20 protein-coding genes and 1 pseudogene are annotated in these 22739 nt (G+C 42.9%); 10 read left to right on the top strand and 11 right to left on the bottom strand.

Features of this window, described 5'->3' with window-relative positions:
- Positions 1-255: 255 nt before the first annotated feature.
- Positions 256-2361, top strand: a complete 2106-nt coding sequence (locus AAW31_RS15805) for a M3 family metallopeptidase (protein ID WP_046850968.1) — start codon at positions 256-258, stop codon at positions 2359-2361.
- A gap of 163 nt (positions 2362-2524) precedes the next feature.
- Here AAW31_RS15805 and AAW31_RS15800 read toward each other — a convergent pair whose 3' ends face one another.
- Both AAW31_RS15800 and AAW31_RS15795 read right to left on the bottom strand, forming a co-directional pair.
- Entirely contained in the window at positions 2525-3679 is a 1155-nt protein-coding gene (locus AAW31_RS15800) for an NAD(P)/FAD-dependent oxidoreductase (protein ID WP_046850967.1), read from the bottom strand.
- Positions 3676-3843, bottom strand: coding sequence for a rubredoxin (locus AAW31_RS15795; RefSeq protein WP_046850966.1), 168 nt, complete (start codon positions 3841-3843; stop codon positions 3676-3678). The genes AAW31_RS15800 and AAW31_RS15795 overlap by 4 nt, the downstream gene beginning before the upstream one ends.
- Before the next feature lie 213 nt (positions 3844-4056).
- Here AAW31_RS15795 and htpX point away from each other — a divergent pair, with 213 nt between their 5' ends.
- Positions 4057-4941 (top strand): protease HtpX, encoded by an 885-nt coding sequence (gene htpX, locus AAW31_RS15790; RefSeq protein WP_046850965.1) that lies wholly within the window; start codon positions 4057-4059, stop codon positions 4939-4941.
- 169 nt (positions 4942-5110) lie between these two features.
- On the opposite strand, the gene AAW31_RS15785 is transcribed toward htpX, so the two are convergent.
- From AAW31_RS15785 to acs, 9 genes and pseudogenes are all read right to left on the bottom strand, one after another.
- The gene (locus AAW31_RS15785) at positions 5111-5965 is read right to left on the bottom strand and encodes an MlaA family lipoprotein (protein ID WP_235264399.1); all 855 of its coding nucleotides are present in this window, start codon (positions 5963-5965) and stop codon (positions 5111-5113) included.
- Between the two features lie 180 nt (positions 5966-6145).
- Complete coding sequence (locus AAW31_RS15780; RefSeq protein WP_046850964.1) at positions 6146-6757, bottom strand: exopolysaccharide biosynthesis protein; 612 nt, start codon at positions 6755-6757, stop codon at positions 6146-6148.
- A gap of 397 nt (positions 6758-7154) precedes the next feature.
- Positions 7155-7301 (bottom strand): annotated as a pseudogene (locus tag AAW31_RS21505) (IS982 family transposase); the annotation flags it as partial.
- A gap of 418 nt (positions 7302-7719) precedes the next feature.
- On the bottom strand, positions 7720-9192 hold the full coding sequence (locus tag AAW31_RS15775) for an ISNCY-like element ISNco1 family transposase (RefSeq protein WP_046851874.1): 1473 nt from the start codon (positions 9190-9192) through the stop codon (positions 7720-7722).
- Between the two features lie 521 nt (positions 9193-9713).
- A complete protein-coding gene (locus AAW31_RS15770) occupies positions 9714-10076 on the bottom strand; it encodes a septal ring lytic transglycosylase RlpA family protein (protein WP_082110497.1) in 363 nt (120 codons plus the stop codon).
- Positions 10077-10326: 250 nt separating this feature from the next.
- Positions 10327-10905 (bottom strand): hypothetical protein, encoded by a 579-nt coding sequence (locus tag AAW31_RS15765; protein WP_046850962.1) that lies wholly within the window; start codon positions 10903-10905, stop codon positions 10327-10329.
- Positions 10902-11054: a hypothetical protein gene (locus tag AAW31_RS21500; protein ID WP_158441567.1), complete on the bottom strand. Its 153-nt coding sequence runs from the start codon at positions 11052-11054 to the stop codon at positions 10902-10904. Before AAW31_RS21500 ends, AAW31_RS15765 begins: the two co-directional genes overlap by 4 nt.
- Positions 11055-11491: 437 nt before the next feature.
- On the bottom strand, positions 11492-12457 hold the full coding sequence (locus AAW31_RS15760) for an MBL fold metallo-hydrolase (RefSeq protein ID WP_046850961.1): 966 nt from the start codon (positions 12455-12457) through the stop codon (positions 11492-11494).
- A gap of 56 nt (positions 12458-12513) precedes the next feature.
- The gene (gene acs / locus AAW31_RS15755) at positions 12514-14484 is read right to left on the bottom strand and encodes an acetate--CoA ligase (RefSeq protein WP_046850960.1); all 1971 of its coding nucleotides are present in this window, start codon (positions 14482-14484) and stop codon (positions 12514-12516) included.
- A 178-nt stretch (positions 14485-14662) separates the two neighbouring features.
- Between acs and leuC the strand changes: the two genes are divergently transcribed.
- The 8 genes from leuC to truA all read left to right on the top strand — a co-directional run bounded on the left by leuC (position 14663) and on the right by truA (position 22582).
- A complete protein-coding gene (gene leuC / locus AAW31_RS15750; protein ID WP_046851873.1) occupies positions 14663-16075 on the top strand; it encodes a 3-isopropylmalate dehydratase large subunit in 1413 nt (470 codons plus the stop codon).
- A gap of 34 nt (positions 16076-16109) precedes the next feature.
- Positions 16110-16238 carry an entericidin A/B family lipoprotein gene (locus AAW31_RS15745; protein WP_046850959.1) on the top strand — a complete coding sequence of 43 codons (129 nt, stop codon included), beginning with the start codon at positions 16110-16112 and terminating at the stop codon, positions 16236-16238.
- A 119-nt stretch (positions 16239-16357) separates the two neighbouring features.
- Positions 16358-16486: an entericidin A/B family lipoprotein gene (locus AAW31_RS20185; protein WP_139297449.1), complete on the top strand. Its 129-nt coding sequence runs from the start codon at positions 16358-16360 to the stop codon at positions 16484-16486.
- A 10-nt stretch (positions 16487-16496) separates the two neighbouring features.
- The gene (gene leuD / locus AAW31_RS15740) at positions 16497-17135 is read left to right on the top strand and encodes a 3-isopropylmalate dehydratase small subunit (RefSeq protein WP_046850958.1); all 639 of its coding nucleotides are present in this window, start codon (positions 16497-16499) and stop codon (positions 17133-17135) included.
- A 30-nt stretch (positions 17136-17165) separates the two neighbouring features.
- Complete coding sequence (gene leuB / locus AAW31_RS15735; protein ID WP_046850957.1) at positions 17166-18227, top strand: 3-isopropylmalate dehydrogenase; 1062 nt, start codon at positions 17166-17168, stop codon at positions 18225-18227.
- A 184-nt stretch (positions 18228-18411) separates the two neighbouring features.
- The gene (asd, locus tag AAW31_RS15730; RefSeq protein WP_046850956.1) at positions 18412-19524 is read left to right on the top strand and encodes an aspartate-semialdehyde dehydrogenase; all 1113 of its coding nucleotides are present in this window, start codon (positions 18412-18414) and stop codon (positions 19522-19524) included.
- Between the two features lie 166 nt (positions 19525-19690).
- The gene (locus AAW31_RS15725; protein ID WP_052752307.1) at positions 19691-21589 is read left to right on the top strand and encodes a type IV pilus assembly protein FimV; all 1899 of its coding nucleotides are present in this window, start codon (positions 19691-19693) and stop codon (positions 21587-21589) included.
- A gap of 177 nt (positions 21590-21766) precedes the next feature.
- The gene (truA, locus tag AAW31_RS15720) at positions 21767-22582 is read left to right on the top strand and encodes a tRNA pseudouridine(38-40) synthase TruA (protein WP_046850955.1); all 816 of its coding nucleotides are present in this window, start codon (positions 21767-21769) and stop codon (positions 22580-22582) included.
- Positions 22583-22739 lie beyond the last annotated feature (157 nt).

The raw sequence follows: 22739 nt of genomic DNA, 5'->3' as shown, positions 1-22739 counted from the left end.
AACGATATTTTGCTGAAACTTATACTATGTTTGGTTTAGCGAAATACACAAGCTGGTTTACTCGTTTCTGTGCTTGGTAGTGTCTTGCATCTATTCGCCTCGCTCGCTTATTCGGTTCTTCTTAGGATTTAGGATAATCAGGAGTAACTACAACGCTTTCTACCTTATCTCTTAGTATTTTTTAACCAGGCAGAAGATGTCATGAAACATGTTTTTATGTGCATCCAAAAATAATAATTTTAGACAACTATTATCATGAATTCTTTACTTGATTTTTCTGGACTACCTCGTTTTGCAGACATTAAAGTGGAGCACATTACCCCTGCAGTGGAAGAATTGCTGCATGATTGCCGAGAAGTAGTCGCCAAAGCTCGTGCTACGACCACTTTACCTACTTGGCAAGATTTTGTGCAACCCGTGGTTGATGCAAATGAACGGTTGTCACGTGCATGGGGGCAAGTTTCGCACTTGAACGCTGTGATGAATAGTGCAGAATTACGTGAAGTATACAATGCTAATTTGCCGCGTATTACTCAATATTATGCTGAGTTATCGCAAGATCAGGCATTGTTTGAGAAATTTAAGCAGTTACGGAGCAGTGAGGAGTTTGACAGTCTCAGTCGCGCCCGGAAAAAGATCGTTGAGAATGAATTACGTGATTTTCGACTCGGTGGCGCAGAGCTGCCCCGGGAGAAGAAAGCACGCTTTATGCAAATTCAGGAAGAATTATCAGCACTTTCTGCAAAATTTAGTGATAACCTGCTCGATGCCACTAATGACTTTATTCTACTCATAGAAAATGAAAGTGAGCTTTCAGGTATTCCTGACGATGTGCTGCATGCGGCCAGAGAGGCTGCGGAGAAAGATGCGAGTATTTCCAAACCTGGCTGGAAATTCACCTTGCACGCCCCTTCCTATTTACCCGTTATGCAATATGCGGATAATCGGGTGCTGCGTGAGAATATGTACCGTGCTTATGTGACCCGAGCGAGCGAGATTGACAGTCTTGCGCATGGTACATCTAACTGGGACAATATGCCGCTGATCAATAAAATTCTTCAACTTCGGCAGGAAGAAGCCAAAATGCTGGGGTTTGATTGCTACGCAGAAGTTTCTCTGGCCTCTAAAATGGCTGAATCACCCAGGCAAGTATTGGATTTTCTAAATGAACTTGCGGCTAAGGCTCGACCCTATGCAGAACGCGATCTGACGGAGTTGAAGCAATTTGCTGCAGATAAACTGGGGCTGGAAAAACTCGAATCATGGGATCTGGCTTATGCCAGTGAAAAATTACGTATGGAGCGTTATGCCTTTTCTGATCAGGAAGTCAAACAATATTTTCCTGAAAATAAGGTATTACCCGGTATGTTTAAACTAGTGGAGGCGCTTTATGGTATTAGCATTACTCAGGTACCACCTTCTTCCCATGTTCAATTATGGCATTCTGATGTTAAATTTTTCAATATCCATGATGCCAGGGGAGAGCTGATTGGCCAATTTTATATTGATCTTTATGCACGCGCGAGTAAGCGAGGTGGGGCATGGATGGATGATGCGATTACTCGACGGCGTATGGAATTACCAGGAGCCGGAAAATCAGCTATCCAGATCCCTGTGGCTTATCTGACCTGCAATTTCTCTCCTCCAGTGACAATCAATGGGCAAATCCGTCCTGCTTTATTTACGCATGATGAAGTCATCGTGTTATTCCATGAGTTTGGTCATGGCCTGCATCATTTGTTGACCCAGGTTGAGGATCTGAGCGTCTCCGGAATCAATGGTGTGGAATGGGACGCGGTTGAGCTACCTAGTCAATTCATGGAGAATTTTTGCTGGGAATGGGAAGTGCTAACTCATATGACGGCTCATATTGAGAGTGGTGCGCCCCTGCCAAGAGTGCTATTCGAAAAGATGCTGGCTGCCAAGAACTTCCAGAGCGGTATGCAGACACTGCGGCAGATTGAGTTTGCCTTGTTTGATATGCATCTGCATTATGATTTTGATCCCCAGGGAGAGAAAACCGTGTTGCAATTACTCGATGACATCCGTAGTCAGATGGCCGTGGTTATTCCTCCTGCGTTTAATCGTTTCCCGAGCAGTTTTTCGCATATTTTCGCTGGAGGCTATGCGGCGGGCTATTATAGTTATAAATGGGCAGAAGTTTTGTCTGCCGATGCTTACAGTTTGTTTGAAGAAAATGGTACGGGCCAGGTAGTTACCAGCAAGACTGGCGAGCGTTTCAGGAATGAAATCTTGGCAGTAGGGGGTAGTCGTCCAGCACTGGAATCCTTTATTGCTTTTCGGGGCCGGGAGCCCAGCATAGAGGCATTGTTACGGCATAGCGGTATGACGACGGCCTGATTGAAGGGGTAACAGAAAGCATCAACCATCTGCTACCTCCTTACCAGCACAAAGGCGACACTTTAGCCTTTGACAATGGCAAGGAATTTGCAGAAAACATGCAGCTATCGCCTCAGAGCTGGAAGCAGCTATCTCCCTTACAAAGCAATGATAATTTTTAGACTCACGCTAGTATAGGCAGTAACTGAGGAGTAATTGCATTTTTTTCTTTTGTGGCCGCACCTAATAAAGCAAAGCCATGAAGACTGCCCGCCATGTCCTGAAATAGAGCTTTAACACCGTCCTCATTGGCATCAATCTGCCATTCACCTATCACAATTGGATCGGGTGGAGAGACAACGATAGGACAGGCCGGCGTTTTAACGAATACCGGCATTGGCGGATAGTGAACAGGGGTAGGCGTACCGCTCACTGTTGCTGCCAAGGCACGAGCTGCATGGCTGATAGGCATTACGAATGGTAATACCTTACCTTCTACCTCAGCACAATCACCCAATGCAAAGATATTGGTATTCTCTGTTTGTAAATATCGATTGGTTACTACACCATGATTGACATAAATGCCTGCTGTTTCAGCGAGTTGAGTCCGTGGGCGCAGACCTACTGCTGATAAGACAAAATCTGCTTCGATTATCTGCCCTTTCTCGAAGATTAAACGATAGCGACTTCCCACTCGTTCAATATGCTGTACCTTGGATTTTAAATGAAATCTAATCCCTGCTGCTGCCAGTTTATCCTGTAGATACTTACCTGCTTCCTCGGGGAGTAGCCTACCCAATGGATGTGCGCTAATATCAATAACATGTACCTGATAACCTGCGATCGCTAGATCATTGGCAAATTCACAGCCGATCAATCCAGCACCCAAAATAGCAATTTCTTTTTTATCTTTCAGCGCTTCACGGAAACGACGGTAATCATCGAGATCGTTTACGGATAGCACTTCTTCCACTGCATCCCCTGACAAGGGTAAGCGGATTGGATCAGCTCCTACAGCCAGCACCAGGTGGCTATAAGATAAACTTTCTCCATTCTCAAGGAGCACGCTACTACCGGATTGATCAATGGTTTTGACGCGAGTAAACGGCCGTATCGTTATTTTTAACTGACTGGACATGAGTGCCGCATCCGAAGTCAAGATCGATGCTGGTGTTTTGCCTGTTGCCAATGCATTGGATAACATCGGTTTGGAATAAAATCCACCATGATCAGCGGATAACATAATTATCGGAATTTCTGTATTCAGTTTGCGTAACTCTCTAGCAACAGCATAACCTGCCAGACCACTGCCAATGATTACAACTGGTTGATGACTCATATCATTTCTACCATTTCAAAATCAGCCTTAACCACGCCACATTCGGGGCAAGCCCAGCTTTCAGGAATATCTTCCCAGCAGGTTCCCGCTGGAATACCATGATCTGGATCGCCCATCGACTCGTCATAAATAAAACCACACACTTTGCACTGAAATTTCCTCATTATTTTTCAAGTTCCTCTTATTGGATGATCAGATATTCTTTTAATTGTACCTCAACCTTAACTGGAGCCTGTTTTTGATTTTGCTGCTTTCTTTCCATTTCTTTTTCATGCTTATAAAATATAATTTCAATTTAATCTACACAGGCAGACATTGAACCATTGCCTTGTAGGCTATTCAAATATTTATTAATAAACCCTGACAGGTCGTTATTTATGAAACGTATTTTTTTATTCATTGCAACCAACCTAGCCATTTTATTTGTGCTAAGTATTACGCTAAGGATATTGGGTGTTGATCGCATATTAGAAGCTCAAGGTGGCGGATTAAATTATAGTTCATTACTTACGTTTGCTGCCGTTATAGGCTTTGGAGGCTCGCTTATTTCGCTTGCCATGTCTAAATGGAGTGCAAAAAATATGACAGGTGCTGTTGTCATAGATATACCTTCCAATGCTACAGAGCATTGGTTAGTTGAAACTGTACGTCGACAAGCAAAAGCCTCTGATATCGGCATGCCAGAAGTCGCTATCTATGATTCACCCGATGCCAATGCTTTTGCTACTGGCATGAATCGAAATAATGCCCTGGTAGCAGTCAGCACAGGGCTACTGCAAAAAATGCAACAAGACGAAGTCGAAGCTGTCCTTGCACATGAGGTAAGCCACGTAGCCAATGGCGATATGGTGACGCTTACGCTAATACAGGGGGTAGTCAACACGTTTGTAATTTTTTTCGCCCGAATTATCGGTCATGCAGTAGATCGCGTTGTCTTCAGGACTGAAGAGGAGCACGGACCTGCTTATATGATCACAAGTATCATTGCAGAAATTTTGTTAGGTATCCTTGCGAGTATTATCGTGATGTGGTTTAGCAGGCAGCGTGAATTTCGGGCAGATGCAGGCAGCGCAAGGTTAGTGGGACGCAATAAAATGATCGCTGCACTGGAACGTCTGAAACAACAATATGAACCCTCCCATTTACCAGACAGAATGGAAGCGCTTGGTATCTCAGGTCGAGGGAGTCGATTTGGCCGTTTATTTATGTCACATCCTCCACTGGACGAACGGATTGCAGCATTACGTGAAGCAACAAGTTGAGGTCTTAAGTAAACGAGAGGATAACCATTATTGGATCCTCTCGTTTTCCACTCTAATAGTAATATAGAAGAAAAGTTACTCTAAGAGGAGAGAGGTTGTTAGGATTAACGACGCTATGACATAAATAACTTTTGATTATTAACACCACTTCGTCTTTCTCTGTTGCGGATTATTTGATTACTTCGTTATTTTTTTTCTTTTCCTTATCTCCATCCTCGATCACATCCTCATCTTCAATTTCATCATCTATGCTTTCATTATTTCCGTTAATTTCAAGTCCTTCTTCTTCAGGAGGATTACCATCGTAAACCAGATTTCTCCGTCGTTGCAGATAGGCATCACGTACAAATTCATATTTATCTAGTGCAGCTTCTTCAAGCGTTTTATCCGTATCTAGCATTTGGGCACGCGTATCAACAGACCATCCCGCCGAGGCGGGTAAACGAACGGTGAGAAAATCAAAATCAGGATATACCGACCAAATAGGGTGGAAAACCGAACTATCCACTGCAATCCCTATCGCATCGCGTATTGTGCTGGGACCTAGGAAAGGTATGACAAAATAAGGCCCGGGACCAATACCGTAACGGCCGAGCGTCTGACCAAAATCCTCATTACGCTTGCTGAGATTAATATCACTGACTGCGCTGATGTCGCTTGCGATATCGATGATGCCAAACATACCAAATGTTGTATTAATGACAACTCGAGTTGCGCTAGCTGCTGCGGCATCGAATTTCAGTTGCAATAACGCATTGGCAGTAATTACCACATCACTGAAATTAGATAAAACATTGCCGATGACCATTTCAAGAGGATCTGGAGTAATTGCCCGATAGCCCTTTGCTACAGGCTCCATTACATAGTCATCAAACTTTTCATTAAATGCAAATACTGCCCGGTTCATCGACTCTAGCGGGTCTCGCTTATTATTTTCAACCGAAGCACAACCAATTAATATATTCCCTAAAAATATTAAAACCAGCAATTTATAGCGATATAAGGTCATTTTTACATTTGCCATCATTATATGCGAAAGGGCATCTTGCCATATTTATGCGCTTGCTACAACTTCCTATCTTTTTCCCAGCCGTGGCTAGCCGATTATTGTATTGGCAATTGGATCATACACGGAATTGGAGAAACTAACGAACGGCTCTCCTAAGTCTGGCTTTTGCAATACTTTGCTTACTTTGGCCTACAACTAATAAAAAGAGGGTACTGACACGCCCATCCATATAAGCGCAAGAATGATAAGTGCTATTCCTATACCGATCGTGCCCACTGTCATACCTACAATGATAGTTAATCCATCTTTATTAAGTAAGCCTAGCGACATGATGAGAATTCCCCAGCCAGGGAGAACGTTGATTAAAGGAATAGGTAAGGCAATAGGAATGGTAAATATAAAGGCAAAAATACCAATAATTCGCTCCCAGGCGTGTACGCTGATATAAGTAAGTCTTGCATGCAGATAGCTTTCAATTTTACGTAACCATGGGGTGACTTTTTCAATTAATCTTTCCAGACTTCTTCTGCTAATTTCTTTTTTATTGATCCATCCAGGCAACCAAGGAGATTTTACTCCCCACATCATTTGTACTGAGAAAATAAAAAGTGGTATGGAAAAGAAAGTGGTATAGCCAGGGGGAACAGGAACAGGAAGGCAAATGGGTAAAACAGCAAGAGCAAGTAAGATACCAAACCCTCGCTCACGAAGAGAATTTTTGATGTCACCGACACTCATATTCTCGCTTCTATTTGGTATTACTATTAATTGGAGCAATTCAGAAGTAGTGCGTTCTTTGTTCTCCATTAATATTTCCTCATGATGAAGCTGGGATAATTTTATATAGATAAGGAGTATTCCAGAAGGAATTTTATTGTATAAGCAAATAATAGGTCAAAGAACAGTAATGCCATTTCCAGGCTTGAAATGAGGCGAAGGTGGGGGCGTAGACAATATAAGGTACCTCTAAACATTCATATTTGCGAGCATCTGCTTCGCAAATTGCTTGCTTACTCCCGTCTCATCACAATACTTTATTGTTCACAAACAATGTTCGCTTGCCTATCAGTGATAGGTTGCATCAACATTTTTTGTTCTCGCCTTGTCTTGTTTAAAACTCTGAACCTTTAGGGCACCCTAAATAATACGATAGTGCGAAGCGGGTAAAGTTAACGTGAGTTCGACATAAGGATTACGCTACCACATACCTCAACACGTCATTCAGGTAATAGTGCTTAAACGTCCAATAACCGGATAGATGAAACCCCACCATGATAGTCATGACTTCGCTTGGACACAGCTCCCCTCGTCGATGACGCTGTTTTAGCGATGACTCCGACAAGGGCTGCTCGACCGCAGCTCAAACTCTTTACAGAATTCGTCACTCGCACAAAAAACCGTTGCAGTATCCATGGGAATCTGACTGCTCTCGTGATGAAACTCTTTTCCAAAACCATTTTATGATAAAGAATTCAGGTTCCTTTTACAGCTTTTCTTATGTCGAACTCACGTTAAAGTTATGTTTAATTTAGCAGCTTTAAGCCTTGATTCCCCAGTTAATTGTTATATAGTGCCAGTCCGAAAACCCCATTTTTTCACCAGTAATCTGCTTAATTTTTAAGTGCCTTTGTAAAAATGCAACGAAACCATACATCCAAAAAAGCCTCTGATTGTATTTTTGTGAGGCATGGCATGAAAAATACGGTTTCTACCCAGCACTCACCACTGATTGCTCGCAATCAGGCGGTTTTTTGCGTTAGCGGGAGAGCTTAAGCTGCTTGTTGGTGCTTTAAATGACGTTTTATCGCTTTGCGCTCACGCTCCACATCCTGCTGCCATAGAATATTACCTATTCGGCGGATATTTCTGGCGACAATAGCCAGTGCAACGTAACGTTTAAAACCACCCATGCCATGATCTGGGCATTTGTCTAGTCCGTGCACCTGCAGCGCATTGATTGCTGACTCTACTGCTGAGTGCGCACGACGGGCTTTAACAAATTCTTCCATTTGTTCTATTGCTTTGCGCTCTTTGGATAGTTTGCCTTTTTTGGGCAGCGTAACCTGCTCAAGATGTTGGGCTAATTCAGCCTGGTTAGCAGGTGAATGAAAACCTTTATCGAAGCTGCAGGCATTGAGTATGGGAAAGCGTTTTTTAGCTTGCGTGACCATGTTTACCGCAATTTGATCATCGGTTTGTCTTTCCATTACGTGATGGTGCAAGATGAATTGATGCTGGTCTTCCAGAATGCACACTTTGACGCCTAACTCGACAGGCACACCGGCTTTGCCTTTACTGACCCATTCGGTGTGGGGTTCAAAAATGGAGAATACTTTTTCCTGGTGAGGAATGATTTCGCCTTTGATAACACGACGCTCAATTTGGTCTATTTGGCGCTTGGCATGTTGGAGGTAGTCTTCAATTTCAATCTTTTGCAGCAACTCGCGCGTAGCAGTTGTAGCCAGCTTGGTTAAGGTGGTTTGAATTTTTTTCACGTAACATTGGGCTTGCTCAATATAGGCCTGATACGCTTGAATCGTTTGTAGGTTGCTTTGTTGGTCTGCGGCTTTGCGGCGCTTCTTGCTCTGTGCATTGCGCATAAGTCGTTTTAATTGACGTAGATTGTAGCGATATTGCCGCCAGTCGCTTAAGTGCTGGCTTTCGCACCAGCGCGCCGTCAGCGTAATCGCTTTGCGCAGGGCATCCCCCAATAAGTTGATGTCGGTTAGAAAATGCACATCGGTTTCAACCACAAAGGAGTCGCACCGCCCACGCAGGGCGCTTTCGTCCTTTTTTATGAGGATATGCCCTCCCTCGACGATGATCTGGTTTAATCTGTCCAGCAATTCTGGCGTGAACAAACTGACATTATCCACCAGGGTTTGATAGGCATATTGCTTGTCTTCATCGTACAGACTATGCCCCAACATTGCGCGCAAGGTCCTGTGCTGGTTGACCAATTCGTGCAGACGGTCATAATCAGCATTTAAGTCCAGCCGTAATACGCCACATACCAGGACACTCCATAGGGTCATGCCAGGACGACCATTGTGCTTATCCACCTTGGGGGCAATTTCACTTTCCAGTAAGGCAAAAACTTTGTGGCACAATGCCTCATCCAGGTACAGGTGCTGTAAGCCGCGCAGTATCCTCGGAATATCATCTCGTGATCTCAAGTCAAATTTGATGTGGGATACATCAATTTCACCTAATTCCATCTGGGAAGTTTGGGTTACGCGCATTTGATTTCCACTTGAACGAAGTTTGTCTTTGACGACAATATTTTCGCTGATTTGAATCGAAGTTTGAAATTGTTTTGCTTGAAAATACGCCAAAACCACCTAATAACGGCACTTTCACTCATTTTTTCAGCAATCTTCTTTTCTTGAATTAGACGCAACCCTATGTTTATTATAGAAGAAGAGGGTTTTCGGGCCGACACTATATATGAATATTCTAGAATTTACGTAAAATTGACTCGCAATTTTTAGGGGTTACGCTCTGGTTGGATTGTACGATTCTACAAGCACATGACTGCGTTGCTACTCCTTGAAATGGAACAATCATTTCGCCTCTTTGCGCCTTGCCCCACACCCGTAAAACTCCACAGCCGTCTATCCAACTGAGCAATTCAAGTGGAAATAGAGAGGCTCGCAATGATAATTAAAAAAAACAGAATTGTATGTACAGGATAGGATAATGATATTATTGAGTCTCTTATCAGCGCTTTGACCGATAAACAAGATGCAAAAATTGTCTTGTTCTATTTGACTTTTTCAAGGCTAACATGAGCTCGTCCTTTTTTTATGAAACCTAACTCCGCAGCTGCACGCTTGGTGACATCGATAACATTGCTGTTGTCAGGAGCTAAACGATCATTTATTTTGACGACTATACTGCGATTGTTCTCCAGATTAGTAACTTTTACGAGTGTGCCATAGGGAAAATCGTTGTGCGCTGCAGTGAGACCACTCTGATTGAAAATTTCACCATTAGCTGTTTTCTTGCCTTGATATTTATCATTGTAATGTACAGCATAACCTGTTTTGGCTAACGTGATGTTTGAGCCAAGGATTAGATAAATGATTAGGCTGGTAAGAAGCATCGAAGTAAAGTGTTTAGTCATATTTGATGTTCTCCAATATATGATTTATAGAATATTTTTCTATCTACTTGTGAATTGAGTTTTCTGGCTAAATCATGCTAAGTATTAGCCGGGTTGTAGTTGAGCTTTTAAAAACTCATTGATGTTTTATCCATTCATTAGGATAAAATTTGAATATAACCTGATAAAATTAATGGAACTTACTGATTAATTCATTCATGTTCGTATACAGATTCTTCTTGCATTCTTCTTCCTTACCGAGCAAATCAACCTACTCTACACTTTTGAGACATTCGCTAAATTCGAGGTGTACCTTATTTTGTTTTTGAAGCAAATCAATGGAAGCTAACAGTGATTTGAGGTGGGTAACCAAGTTGTCCTGATTGATATTTTCACCATATTTCCCAGTTGATCGATTTTTTTGAGTGGCATCGAGTTTCTGTAATAATTCATTGTTCACATATTTCATGTGATTGGCCATTTTTTGTTTCGCTTCGTTAGTGTAATTTTTTAGTTCACTTCCTAGTTCACTAACACCTTTTTGAGTAAGGGTAACGAATGTTTTCCCGTATGTTTTAAGTTCATTCTCAACAAAAGAATTGATTCCTTGCTGGGAAGACTTGAGTGAATGATCAATTATTTGATGGAAAGAGTGTATTTTATTTTCAATAAGAAGGCTGATATCCCTATCAGTCCGCTTCAGAATGTCACTCGATATTTTACCGACTGGCTCTCTCATATTAACAATCTCTTTTTTTGCTTCGCTGATGCTTGACTTGATTTCATCAGAAAAGTATTTATATTTATCTTCAAGAAAGCGTAATGGCTGCCTTTCATGTTCAGCAGTCAATAATGAAATAAGTAATACTTCTTTTTTTCTTTCTGATCGAGATTGCCCATCATCTCTTCCAACATGCTGGCAGCTACCTCTTTATCGGCTAAATTTTCCATATGCTTTAGATCTGAATTATTAAGGAATGCTTTTAGACTGGCTTGCATCTCACTGATATTTGCCTGGGCCTTGGATATAGCAGTAGATTGGCGGAATAATTCGTAAGGTAAAAAAGCAAAGAAAGTAAAAGGCAGGTCATCTAGGTAATGATTTTCTAATTTCTTTTTTGTAGAATGAAGCTCAAACCGAATAAGGTGAGAGGATGAAAATAACCGAAGACTGAAGCAATTCCGAACCAGCTTCTATCTGTAACGGTACTTAAAGAAAAATGATTTACTAGGTCAGCTATAAACTCATTTATTTCACTCATCCATTACTCCCCAATCAGAACCTGGAATATTAACAACAGGAAAAACCTGCTCTATTTTTTGCTATATAAATAAGCTTGATAGTATAGGCTATCAAATTTTAGGTCTGACAATAAACAGATCAACGTGGGATCCCACAGAATCATATTAAAAAAACTATCATTATATTGGAATATTTATAGTTTATTTGATTTCTCAGATTGATCTAGCCATGTTTCCAGCCCCATGGCATTTAGTTCGATATCGACACGTAATAATTCATAAATCTCAGTAGGCGGCCAAGTGCAGCCATGCATGGCGAGCCGTTGGCATAATAAGTCTTTTAATGCTTGCACAATAAACTCATACCGTTCCGCTGTTGTGTTAGCTGCTTGATGGGCGATATTGACAAACGCATCAATCAGATCATGCATTTGCAATGCATGATGTGGCAAATGACCGATACGACTGTAGTGTGTGAGAAAAGCATATTGTGGCTGATAGCTCATGATCCGCTCTAATGAAGCATGGGCGGCGTCCGGATCGAACTGTACTGGAGTCGTAGTTGGAAAAACGAATTCCAGTCCATCTACATCAAGTTCTCGATAAGAAACGCCAAAGGTATCCCCCGTGAAAAAGGATTGACTTCTTTTATCAAAAATACAATAGTGATGGCGGGCATGCCCAGGTGTGTCAAGCAGCAACAGAGGACGACCATTCAACTCGATGCACGTTTTATCGGGGGCTTCAAGAACACGATTTTCGTCGATAGGAAAAATTTCGCCATATAAACGTTTAAATTCTGCTTTCCCGTAAACTGCCATTACCCCTGCAATTAATTTGGCAGGATTAATCATATATTTTGCACCACGTGGGTGGACAACCAGCTTGGCATTGGGCAGCAATCGCATGAATTCACTTGCGCCACCAGCATGATCAAGATGGATGTGTGTAAGAAACACATAAGCGATATTCTCAGGAGCAAGCTGCTTGTTTTGTAGCACCTGCATGACACCTGGTACAGAAAATTGAGTCCCCGTGTCAATCAAGGCAGCAACCCCCTTTTCGACAATCAGGTGAATAGCTGCTCGGCCGGGTCGATGATATTGGGCATCGATGGCAGTAATTCCAAAGTCGTAGTCGATGATATTGGGTAAATTCATATTTTTTTGCGGGAATATGTCTACAGCTGGGTTGAACAATAAAATACTTGTTTAACTTAAAGGATGGGTTGTTTAAGTTGATCAAGAATGGCAGGATTCTCGAGTGTAGAGGTATCTTGAGTAATTTCTTCTCCTCTGGCAAGCGTGCGGAGTAATCGGCGCATGATTTTGCCTGAACGTGTTTTGGGCAGATTGTCGCCAAAACGAATTTCTTCGGGTTTGGCGATCGGCCCGATTTCGTGTACAACCCATTCTCTGAGTGAGTTAGCTATTTTAGAAGCTTGCTCGCCATGAGGACATTTTTCTTTTAGAACAATAAATGCAACTATGACTTCTCCTTTAATTTCATGTGGTTTTCCTACGACCGCTGCTTCAGCAACCAGCGGATTAGCCACAAGCGCTGACTCAATTTCCATGGTTCCCAAACGATGACCCGATACATTTAATACATCGTCGATACGTCCCATGATCCAGAAATAGCCATCGTTATCACGATGTGCTGAGTCACCTGCCAGATAAAAATGACCCTCACCGATATCTTGAGGAAAGTATGTTTTCTTGAAACGCTCAGGATCTCGCCATAATGTGCGGATCTGCGAAGGAAATGGTTGTTTGATAACGAGGAATCCCCCTTTTCCCTGTTCAACCTCATGACCTGCTTCATCGATTACTGCAGCACTGATTCCAGGTAAAGGGAATGTGCATGATCCAGGTTTGAGGGGAACCGCACCAGGGACCGGTGCGATCATGTGACAGCCAGTCTCAGTCTGCCACCAGGTATCTACGATGGGACAGCGAGATTGCCCGACCACATTGTAATACCACATCCAGGCTTCGGGATTAATGGGTTCACCCACAGAACCGAGCAGGCGCAGTGAGGATAAATCATATTGACCCGGTAAATCTACTCCCAGCTTAATCAAAGAGCGAATAGCAGTGGGCGCGGTGTAGAAGGTGGTTACTTTATGATCTTGTATAATTTTCCAAAAGCGTCCAGCATCGGGATAAGTAGGTACACCCTCGAAGACAACTTGAGTTGCGCCCATGGCCAATGGTCCATACGTTACATAGCTATGACCGGTAATCCAACCAACATCGGCGGTACACCAAAAAATATCGGTCGGTTTATAATCAAAGACCCATTGCATGCTTACCATCACACCCAGTAGATAGCCTGCTGATGAGTGCTGTACGCCTTTGGGTTTACCCGTGGAGCCAGAGGTATAAAGGGTAAATAAAGGGTGCTCGGCATTGATCCATTCAGGCTCGCAGTCAGTTTGCTTGTTCTGGGTAAGCTCATGCCACCCTATATCGCGACCGGCCTGCCATGGCGTATCCATCCCGGTATGCTGATAAACGATCACTGATTTAACCGAGTCTGTTCCGTTCATACTAAGGGCCTCATCGACAGTGGCTTTTAGCGGGTAATGTTTACCACCACGCGTTTGCTCATCTGCAGTTATGACAGCGACTGCACCTGCATCAACGATGCGTTCATGTAGACTTTTAGCAGAAAATCCAGCGAAAACAACCGAGTGAATGACACCAATACGCGCACAAGCTTGCATAGCGATGATTGCTTCAATGCGCATTGGCAAATAAATGATAATGCGATCACCTTTTCTGATATTAAGCGCTTTCAAACCATTGGCAAACTGACAAACGCGCTGGTAGAGTTCACGGTAGGTGCAACGGCTTACCTTGCCATCATCAGCCTCAAAAATAATGGCTAATTTGTCCGGTTGGCTGGTTAAGTGCCGATCGAGACAATTATATGAAATATTTAGTTCACCATCCTCAAACCATTTATAAAACGGAGGGTCTGAGTCATTTAGGACACTTGTAAAAGGTTTATGCCACAGAATATGTTTTTGCGCCAATTTACTCCAGAAACCGGGGTAATCCTTTTTAGCTTCAGCACACAACGCTTGATACGCTTCCATACTAGCCAGATTAGCCTGTTCAACAAATTCCGGTAAAGGAGGGAAGACACGTGCTTCATGCAGCATGGATTTAATGGTAGACATAGGTCAATCCTTTATTTCATTATTTTAAGCGAATGATGAACAGGAAAATTGTACCATTCATGCGGTCGGAAGGAAGTTCTCTTCATCAGATAGCTAAATTTATGAATGCTTGAATGACAACCTACTGCTTAATACTGCTTTATGTGATAATGAACTTATTATTTTGGAATATTGTAAGATGAAGACGTTATACGACAAACTCTGGGACAGCCATGTAGTGCACGCCGAATCAGACGGGCCCGACAGCATGGTCATTCTTTATATTGATCGTCACCTGGTACACGAAGTAACCAGTCCTCAGGCATTTGAGGGATTGAAGTTAGCTAGACGCAAACCCTGGCGAGTGAATTCGATTCTGGCGGTAGCAGATCATAATGTTCCTACCACTGATCGGAGCGGTGGTATCAGCGATCCCACCTCGCGCTTGCAAGTCGATACTTTGGATCAGAATTGCGAGGAGCTAGGTATAACTGAGTTCCGAATGAATGACCAGCGACAAGGGATCGTGCACGTCATTGGGCCAGAGCAGGGTGCGACGTTACCTGGTATGACGGTAGTCTGTGGAGATTCGCATACCAGTACGCACGGTGCCTTTGGCTGCCTTGCCTTTGGTATCGGCACATCCGAGGTAGAGCATGTACTGGCCACTCAGTGTTTGTTGACCAAAAAATCCAAGTCAATGCAAATATTGGTCGAAGGCAAACTAGGGCATGGGGTGACGGCCAAAGATATTGCACTGGCGATTGTTGGTGAGATCGGTACAGCAGGTGGTACAGGATATGCGATTGAATTTGCAGGCAGTGCTATACGATCACTTTCTATGGAAGGCCGTATGACGCTTTGCAATATGTCAATTGAGGCAGGTGCACGTGCAGGAATGATCGCGGTGGATGAAACCACGATTGAATACATTAAAGGCCGGCCTTTTGCACCGAAAGGGGCGATATGGGAGCAAGCGGTCACCTATTGGCGTATCTTAAAAAGCGATGAGGGAGCAGTATTTGATCGGGTAATAGAACTTAAGGCAGAACAGATCAAACCTCAGGTAACCTGGGGAACCTCTCCGGAGATGGTGACTTCAATTGATGGCATGGTACCGGACCCTACTATGGTAGTTGACCCGGTCAAGCGCCACGATATGGAAAATGCTCTGAAATACATGGGGCTTTCACCTAATACTTCAATCAGTGAGATTTTCCTTGACAAGATTTTTATTGGCTCATGCACCAATGCACGAATAGAAGATCTGCGAGAAGCTGCTTCCGTATTGAAAGGCAGGCACATTGCTCCTAATATCAAGCAAGCTCTCGTGGTTCCAGGCTCGGGTTTGGTAAAATCTCAAGCTGAGCAGGAAGGAATCGATAAAATTTTTCAGGAAGCAGGGTTTGAGTGGCGAGAACCGGGTTGTTCCATGTGCCTTGCGATGAATGAAGACAGGCTTATGCCAGGTGAGCGTTGTGCTTCAACATCGAATCGTAATTTTGAAGGACGACAGGGACCGGGAGGCAGAACACATCTGGTCAGCCCTGCCATGGCAGCAGCAGCAGCAGTAGCAGGCCATTTTGTTGATGTTCGTATGATGAATAAATAACTTAAGTCTTTATTTTTATTAAGGAAAAATACAAATGAAAATGATATCTGTATCAATTGTATTATTGTTGATTGCTCTGCAGTTGGCTGGCTGTCATACCATACGGGGGGTGGGTAAGGATATTCAGAGTGGAGGAGAAGCAATCGAGAGATCTACTCAATAATCAAAGATATGAAAAAACTTGAATACTGTATTGTCATAGCAGCAGTAGCGGGTCATTTTGCTGATGTTGGTGCAATGAATGAATAGCCGGACACTCTATTTTTGTTTATGGAAATACAAATGAAAATAATATCTGTATCAATTGGATTATGGTTGATGGCTCTGCAGTTGACTGGCTGTCATACCATGCAGGGACTTGGTAAGGATATCCAGAGTGGGGGAGAGGCAATCGAGAAAGCTGCTCAATAAATATATAAATATGAAAAAATTTGAATATTGTAAAGGGTTGGTGGTCCCGCTGGATCGGGCAAACGTGGATACGGATGCTATTATCCCTAAACAATTCCTGAAGTCGATCAAGCGTTCTGGCTTTGGCCAGTATTTATTTGATGAATGGCGTTATCTTGATCACGGTGAACCGGGGATGGATGTATCGCAGCGTAAAATAAACCCTGATTTTGTGCTTAATCAACCTCGTTATCAGGGAACGGAAATATTAATTACACATGATAATTTTGGTTGTGGCTCAAGTCGCGAGCATGCGCCTTGGGCACTGCAGGATTACGGTTTTCAGGTAATTATTGCGCCGAGTTTCGCTGATATTTTTTATAATAACTGTTTCAAGATAGGGTTATTACCGATTGTGCTCGATTCAAATGTGGTGAATCGGCTTATCAATGAAGTAATAGCGATCAGTGGTTATTGTCTGATTGTTAATCTTTCTGCCCAGACAGTCATAACGCCGACTAATGAAACCTATGGTTTTGATATCGATCCATTTAGAAAACATTGTTTAATCAATGGATTGGATGAGATCGGTTTGACCTTGCAGCATGCTGATAAAATTAAACAGTTTGAGGAAAAGCGACGAAAGAAGCAGCCTTGGTTGTTCGCTTGAAATGAATTTTCCGTGTCAGGAAAGAATAATATGAAAATTGCAGTGTTAGCAGGGGATGGGATTGGACCAGAAATTACTGGGCAGGCTGAAAGAATTTTATTGGCGCTGAGAAGTGATGGGTTAAAACTTGAGCTGGAGCCTGGTTTACTGGGTGGATGCGCAGTGGATGCTGCTGGTGAGCCTTTCCCGGAGATAACCCGGAGGCTTGTTAAAGAGGCAGATGCTGTACTGCTGGGAGCGGTTGGGAGTCCAAAATATGATGGTCTGCCTCGTGAGAAGCGCCCCGAACAAGGGCTGCTTGCTATTCGTAAAGAGCTAAATCTATTTGCTAATCTGCGGCCTGCTATTCTATACCCCGAACTAGCGAGTGTTTCGAGTTTGAAACCAGAAATTGTCTCCAATTTGGATATCCTGATTGTACGTGAATTGACCGGAGATATTTATTTTGGCCAGCCACGAGGTATTGAGCGACGAGAAGGTCAGCGCGTGGGTTTTAATACTATGATTTATACCGAAGCGGAAATAAACCGGATTGCTCATGTCGCTTTTCAAGCAGCACGCAAACGAAAAGGCAGGTTATGTTCTGTAGATAAAATGAATGTGCTGGAGTGTACTCAGTTATGGCGTGATGTCGTGACTGAAACGGGTAAGGAATACCCAGATGTGAAACTTTCCCATATGCTGGTAGATAATGCAGCAATGCAACTGGTGCGTGATCCCAAGCAATTTGATGTGATCGTCACAGGCAATATGTTTGGCGATATTTTATCTGATGAAGCTTCTATGCTGACCGGGTCAATAGGTATGCTCCCTTCTGCCTCGCTCGATGATCGAAATAAGGGATTATATGAACCGATTCATGGATCCGCACCGGACATCGCAGGAAAAGACCTGGCTAACCCTCTGGCAACAATATTATCAATAGCCATGATGCTGCGTTATTCCTTTGCTCAGGAAGAGGTTGCCATGCGTATTGAGCATGCCGTTAGAAAAGTCTTGGCGCAAGGCTTTCGTACTAGTGACATTTATGAGCCTGGTATGAAAAAAGTGGGTACGAGAGAGATGGGTGATGCCGTGTTAGCAAATTTATGAACAAGTTGGACGCAGATGGATCAGTCAATGACAGCGATCTCAAGCTTGTCTGGTTTTTTAATTGGGGTTTAGGTTTATAGGTTGTAATTTGTCTCATTGATCACTAATTAATAATCAAGAATTAATGATCAGGAATTATCTCTAAGATTGCAAGACTATTCAGCGTAAAGGTTATAGAAAACTAATGAAACAAGTGGGCTTTGTAGGCTGGCGTGGTATGGTAGGTTCTGTTCTCATGCAGCGCATGCGTGAAGAAGATGATTTTTCATTGGTAGAGCCGGTATTTTTCACGACCTCTCAGAAAGGAGGAAAGGGACCGGATATCGGTAAAGATATTCCCCCCCTTAAGGATGCCAGGGATGTGACAGAACTCAAGAAGATGGATGTCATCGTTTCCTGCCAAGGAGGCGATTATACCAATGAGGTTATTGGTAAGTTACGTGAATCAGGTTGGAAAGGTTATTGGATCGATGCAGCATCCACTCTTAGAATGAAAGATGATGCTGTAATCATTCTGGATCCTGTCAATATGCCAGTTATCAAGCAAGCCCTGCATGAGGGTGTAAAGAATTATATCGGGGGTAACTGTACTGTTAGCTTGATGCTGATGGCAGTGGGTGGATTGTTTGAAAAAAATATGGTCGATTGGATGAGTGCGATGACTTATCAAGCGGCTTCGGGGGCAGGCGCTCAAAACATGCGGGAATTACTTCTGCAAATGGGCGAAACCCACCGTGTGGCTGAGGATCTGTTAAGTGATCCAGCCTCAAGCATTTTAGATATTGATCGCGAAGTTGCCGAGAAACTGCGTGACAAAGAATTTCCTGTTGAGAATTTTGGTGTGCCTTTGGCAGGGAGCTTGATTCCCTGGATTGACAAGGAAGTGGCTCATGGGCAGAGTCGTGAAGAATGGAAAGGTCAGGCTGAAACGAATAAAATCCTGGGCCATACTGATAAACCTGTGCCTGTTGATGGTATTTGTGTTCGTATTGGCTCAATGCGCTGTCATAGTCAGGCATTGACAATCAAACTTAAGCAAAACATTCCATTGGATGAAATCGAGGATGTCATTGCTCAGTCAAACGATTGGGTGCGAGTCATTCCTAATGAGCGAGAAAGGACAACAAAGGAGCTCACGCCAGTTGCTGTTACCGGTAAGCTGGATGTTCATGTTGGACGGTTGCGCAAACTTAATATGGGTGAAGAGTATCTTTCCGCCTTCACTGTAGGCGATCAATTGCTGTGGGGAGCAGCGGAGCCGTTACGTAGGATGTTGCGGATACTAATCCAGAACTAAATAATTATCTTTCAATAAATTAAGTATATTGTTTCTTTAATCTGCTCTGATCATTTGAAGTGGTTGAGTTGGCCTATGAGGCAAAAAGTAACCCTATGGGCCTTATTTTTTGTAAGTGAGGTTGTGGCAGCATGTATCCTGTTCCAAGAAATGAAAGGGTATCTATTTGAATAATATTCATTTTAAGGCATGTTGGTTAATACTTTTATTGATATTTCCTTGGTTGGCTTATACGGCTGGTTTGGGGAAATTAACTCACGGTTCATTTCTGGGGCAGCCATTTAAAGCGGAGATAGAACTCGTTTCTGTAGCTAAAGATGAGATCCCATCTTTAAGTGCGCGTTTGGCCTCGCCTGAAGTTTTTCGTCAGGCAGGTGTGCCTTATGCACCTTATCATTCCTCCTTGAGTGTTTCCATAGAGAAACGCGTCAATGGCCAGCCTTATATTCAGATTACTTCGCCACAGCTAGTCGATGAACCATTCGTGAGTTTACTGATAGAGCTTAACGGATTATCAGGGCGTTTATTGCGTGAGTATACTGTTTTGCTTGATCCCGCCGACACGCAAACAGCTACGCCAGTTAATCAAATAATCCAACATACGCCTGGTTTGTCCAAAACTGCCCTAACATCCGCTGAAGTGATCCAGCCACAAATTAAGACTGGGCAGAAGTCAATAACTGACCGAGCAAACTCATCGACCTCAAATAAGCAGGGAAGAGTCACTTATGGCCCTGTTGCGCGAGGAGAAACCTTGACCAGAATTGCTAAGAAAGTTACACCTGAAGGGGTTGATCTTAATCAAATGCTGATTGCACTTTATCAGGCAAATCAGAATGCTTTTTTTGGGAAAGATATGAATTTGCTGAAAGTCGGGGCAATTCTGCGTATTCCTGATCAAAATGAAATTTTAACTGTTAGCCAGGTAGAGGCAACGCGTGAGATTGGAACTCAAGCTGCAAACTGGCATGTTAACCGCCAAAAGCTGGCTGGTGCAGCGATGGGTTTCTCATCAAGGCCAAAGGAAGAAGTAACACCATCCGCAGCAACAAGGATATCTGCGACTGTTCCAGAAGAAAAAAACCATGCAGTTAAAAAGATACCGCCTGAAGAAGTTTTGATGCTTTCAAAGGGTGAACAACTTGAAAGTCGCCAGGCTGAAAGCCTTAATGGGGAAAAAAATAGCGCTGGGCAAGATTATTTACGAATGATGGAAGAAGATGCCATTGCCAAAGATCGTGCTTTGAAAGAGGTCAATGAACGAGTTGCTTTATTGGAACAGAATATTGAAAGATTGCAACGTTTGCTCGAGATTAAAGGCACAGGCATGACAGATGCTCAAACCCAGGCAGCGGCAGCGTTAACACCGACACTGGCTGAACCAGTCACAGCCGAAACAACACCTAATGATTCAAGAGATATCGCGCCAATACATGATATAAAGCGCTTAGAACCCTCTAAAACGGTGATATCTACGCCGTCTGCCGAGCAAACTGTTAACCAGGTTTTAGTTCCTCATTCTTCTGAATTAATAGAGGCTACCTTATTGGATCAAATTGTAGGCTTTGTTTCAGATGATTTGGAGCTAGCAGCGGGAGCGCTTGTAATTTTGCTCACGAGTTGGCTGAGTATATCCATGCTTCGCCGAAGTAGGGGCAGAAGCCATAGCATGGATGATGATGCTTTTGACTATCCCGAAGAAACTACCAAGAGTAGCGTGAGAGCTTCACCCATGGCAAAATCAGCGTCAACGCAGACAATGATATCGAGTGAGATGCAGGCTGCCACAAAAGGAGAAATGACTTCTGAATTTTCTCAAGATCCTAAATTTCTAAAATCTGAAGAATTGAAAGGCCATTTATCTGAATCTGCTTCTGGGATCTTCTCTGGCAAAAACTTAAGCGAAGGCTTTGTCATTGATCGGGGTGATGATTCAAATCATGATCGTGGCAAAATGGCACTTGATCTATCAGAAGAGATATCTGCTAAACAGGGTTCTGAAACTAAATTTGATGTGGAAAATAATGGTAATAACTCTACGCTTACGCCAATAGACCGCCCTTAAAATGTGAATGAGGCAGAAATGTTTGGTACAAAAGAGCAGGCTCAGGCTATATCCAGCCATGAGATGGCTATGAATCTTGAAATTAATCCAATATATAAGAAGGGCACTTCTTATTCAGAGAATCTAAAATTTTCCAACTCAGTGGTATCGTTACATTAGTGTAATTGTTGAATTCTTGTGAGAGTAGCCTTAATTCTGGAATATAGCGGGGAGCGATATTATGGGTGGCAAAGCCAGCCTGCTTGTATCTCAATTCAGAGGGAGCTGGAGACAGCAATCTCCAGAATTGCAAATTGTCGAGTCGGCGTCGTTGCGGCAGGTAGAACAGATGCGGGCGTTCATGCACTATATCAAGTGGTTCATTTTGAAACACCCGTTCAGAGACCTATGAGTGCATGGGTACGAGGGGTTAATGCATTATTACCTGATGATATCGCTGTATTGTGGGCAGCAGAGATGGATGAAACATTTCATGCACGTTATTGTGCTATCGAACGGCGTTATCTTTATTATTTGCTGAACCATCCCATTCGGCCTGGGGTATCTCAAAGGAAAGTAGGGTGGTTTCATAAACCGCTAGAGCTTGAGAAAATGCAAGAGGCGGCAGCCATGTTATTGGGTGAGCATGATTTTAGTGCTTTTCGTACTGCCGAATGTCAAGCGAAAGATCCAGTACGAAACTTAACCATGCTAGAGATTACGCAAAATGACCATTTTTTTATATTCGAATTTCGTGCTAATGGGTTTTTGCATCATATGGTGCGTAATATTGTAGGTAGCTTGATATATATTGGTCATGGTAGATATCCTCCTGGATGGATGCAGCTATTACTACAAAATCGTGATCGAACCCTTGCTGCACCTACATTTTCTCCTTATGGGTTATACTTGGCAGGGATTAGCTACGATGCCAGATGGAATTTGCCTTCTTTCTATCAATCGCCACTTGCCACTATGATGCTAAATGCAAATAGGTCTCTGATAAAAGTATAGAATTTGCTTGAGATATCAAGCATGATTAAATTACCTGGATAGGTCATACCATTTTTAAATTAAATCTGATTTTATCGATTTCTTTTGCCGTATTATTGATGCTGTCTGCGATTCGCGTGCGCGTCATGTTTAATTTGGAAATGGAATAAGAAATAGG

This window comes from Nitrosomonas communis (assembly GCF_001007935.1).
GTDB lineage: Bacteria > Pseudomonadota > Gammaproteobacteria > Burkholderiales > Nitrosomonadaceae > Nitrosomonas > Nitrosomonas communis.
Note: the sequence above shows the minus strand (reverse complement) of the source record. Positions and strands in the feature narration are given on the sequence as shown.

Bases quoted from the DNA above. Each gene is read 5' to 3' on its own strand.
- AAW31_RS15805 (WP_046850968.1), top strand. From the start codon at position 256: ATGAATTCTTTACTTGATTTTTCTGGACTACCTCGTTTTGCAGACATT.
- AAW31_RS21500 (WP_158441567.1), bottom strand. From the start codon at position 11,054: ATGCAAGCCAGTCTAAAAGCATTCCTTAATAATTCAGATCTAAAGCAT.
- asd (WP_046850956.1), top strand. From the start codon at position 18,412: ATGAAACAAGTGGGCTTTGTAGGCTGGCGTGGTATGGTAGGTTCTGTT.
- acs (WP_046850960.1), bottom strand. From the start codon at position 14,484: ATGTCTACCATTAAATCCATGCTGCATGAAGCACGTGTCTTCCCTCCT.
- AAW31_RS15800 (WP_046850967.1), bottom strand. From the start codon at position 3,679: ATGAGTCATCAACCAGTTGTAATCATTGGCAGTGGTCTGGCAGGTTAT.
- AAW31_RS15775 (WP_046851874.1), bottom strand. From the start codon at position 9,192: ATGCGCGTAACCCAAACTTCCCAGATGGAATTAGGTGAAATTGATGTA.
- AAW31_RS15760 (WP_046850961.1), bottom strand. From the start codon at position 12,457: ATGAATTTACCCAATATCATCGACTACGACTTTGGAATTACTGCCATC.
- AAW31_RS20185 (WP_139297449.1), top strand. From the start codon at position 16,358: ATGAAAATAATATCTGTATCAATTGGATTATGGTTGATGGCTCTGCAG.
- AAW31_RS15785 (WP_235264399.1), bottom strand. From the start codon at position 5,965: ATGGCAAATGTAAAAATGACCTTATATCGCTATAAATTGCTGGTTTTA.
- leuC (WP_046851873.1), top strand. From the start codon at position 14,663: ATGAAGACGTTATACGACAAACTCTGGGACAGCCATGTAGTGCACGCC.
- leuB (WP_046850957.1), top strand. From the start codon at position 17,166: ATGAAAATTGCAGTGTTAGCAGGGGATGGGATTGGACCAGAAATTACT.
- AAW31_RS15780 (WP_046850964.1), bottom strand. From the start codon at position 6,757: ATGGAGAACAAAGAACGCACTACTTCTGAATTGCTCCAATTAATAGTA.
- htpX (WP_046850965.1), top strand. From the start codon at position 4,057: ATGAAACGTATTTTTTTATTCATTGCAACCAACCTAGCCATTTTATTT.
- leuD (WP_046850958.1), top strand. From the start codon at position 16,497: ATGAAAAAATTTGAATATTGTAAAGGGTTGGTGGTCCCGCTGGATCGG.
- AAW31_RS15795 (WP_046850966.1), bottom strand. From the start codon at position 3,843: ATGAGGAAATTTCAGTGCAAAGTGTGTGGTTTTATTTATGACGAGTCG.
- AAW31_RS15745 (WP_046850959.1), top strand. From the start codon at position 16,110: ATGAAAATGATATCTGTATCAATTGTATTATTGTTGATTGCTCTGCAG.
- AAW31_RS15770 (WP_082110497.1), bottom strand. From the start codon at position 10,076: ATGACTAAACACTTTACTTCGATGCTTCTTACCAGCCTAATCATTTAT.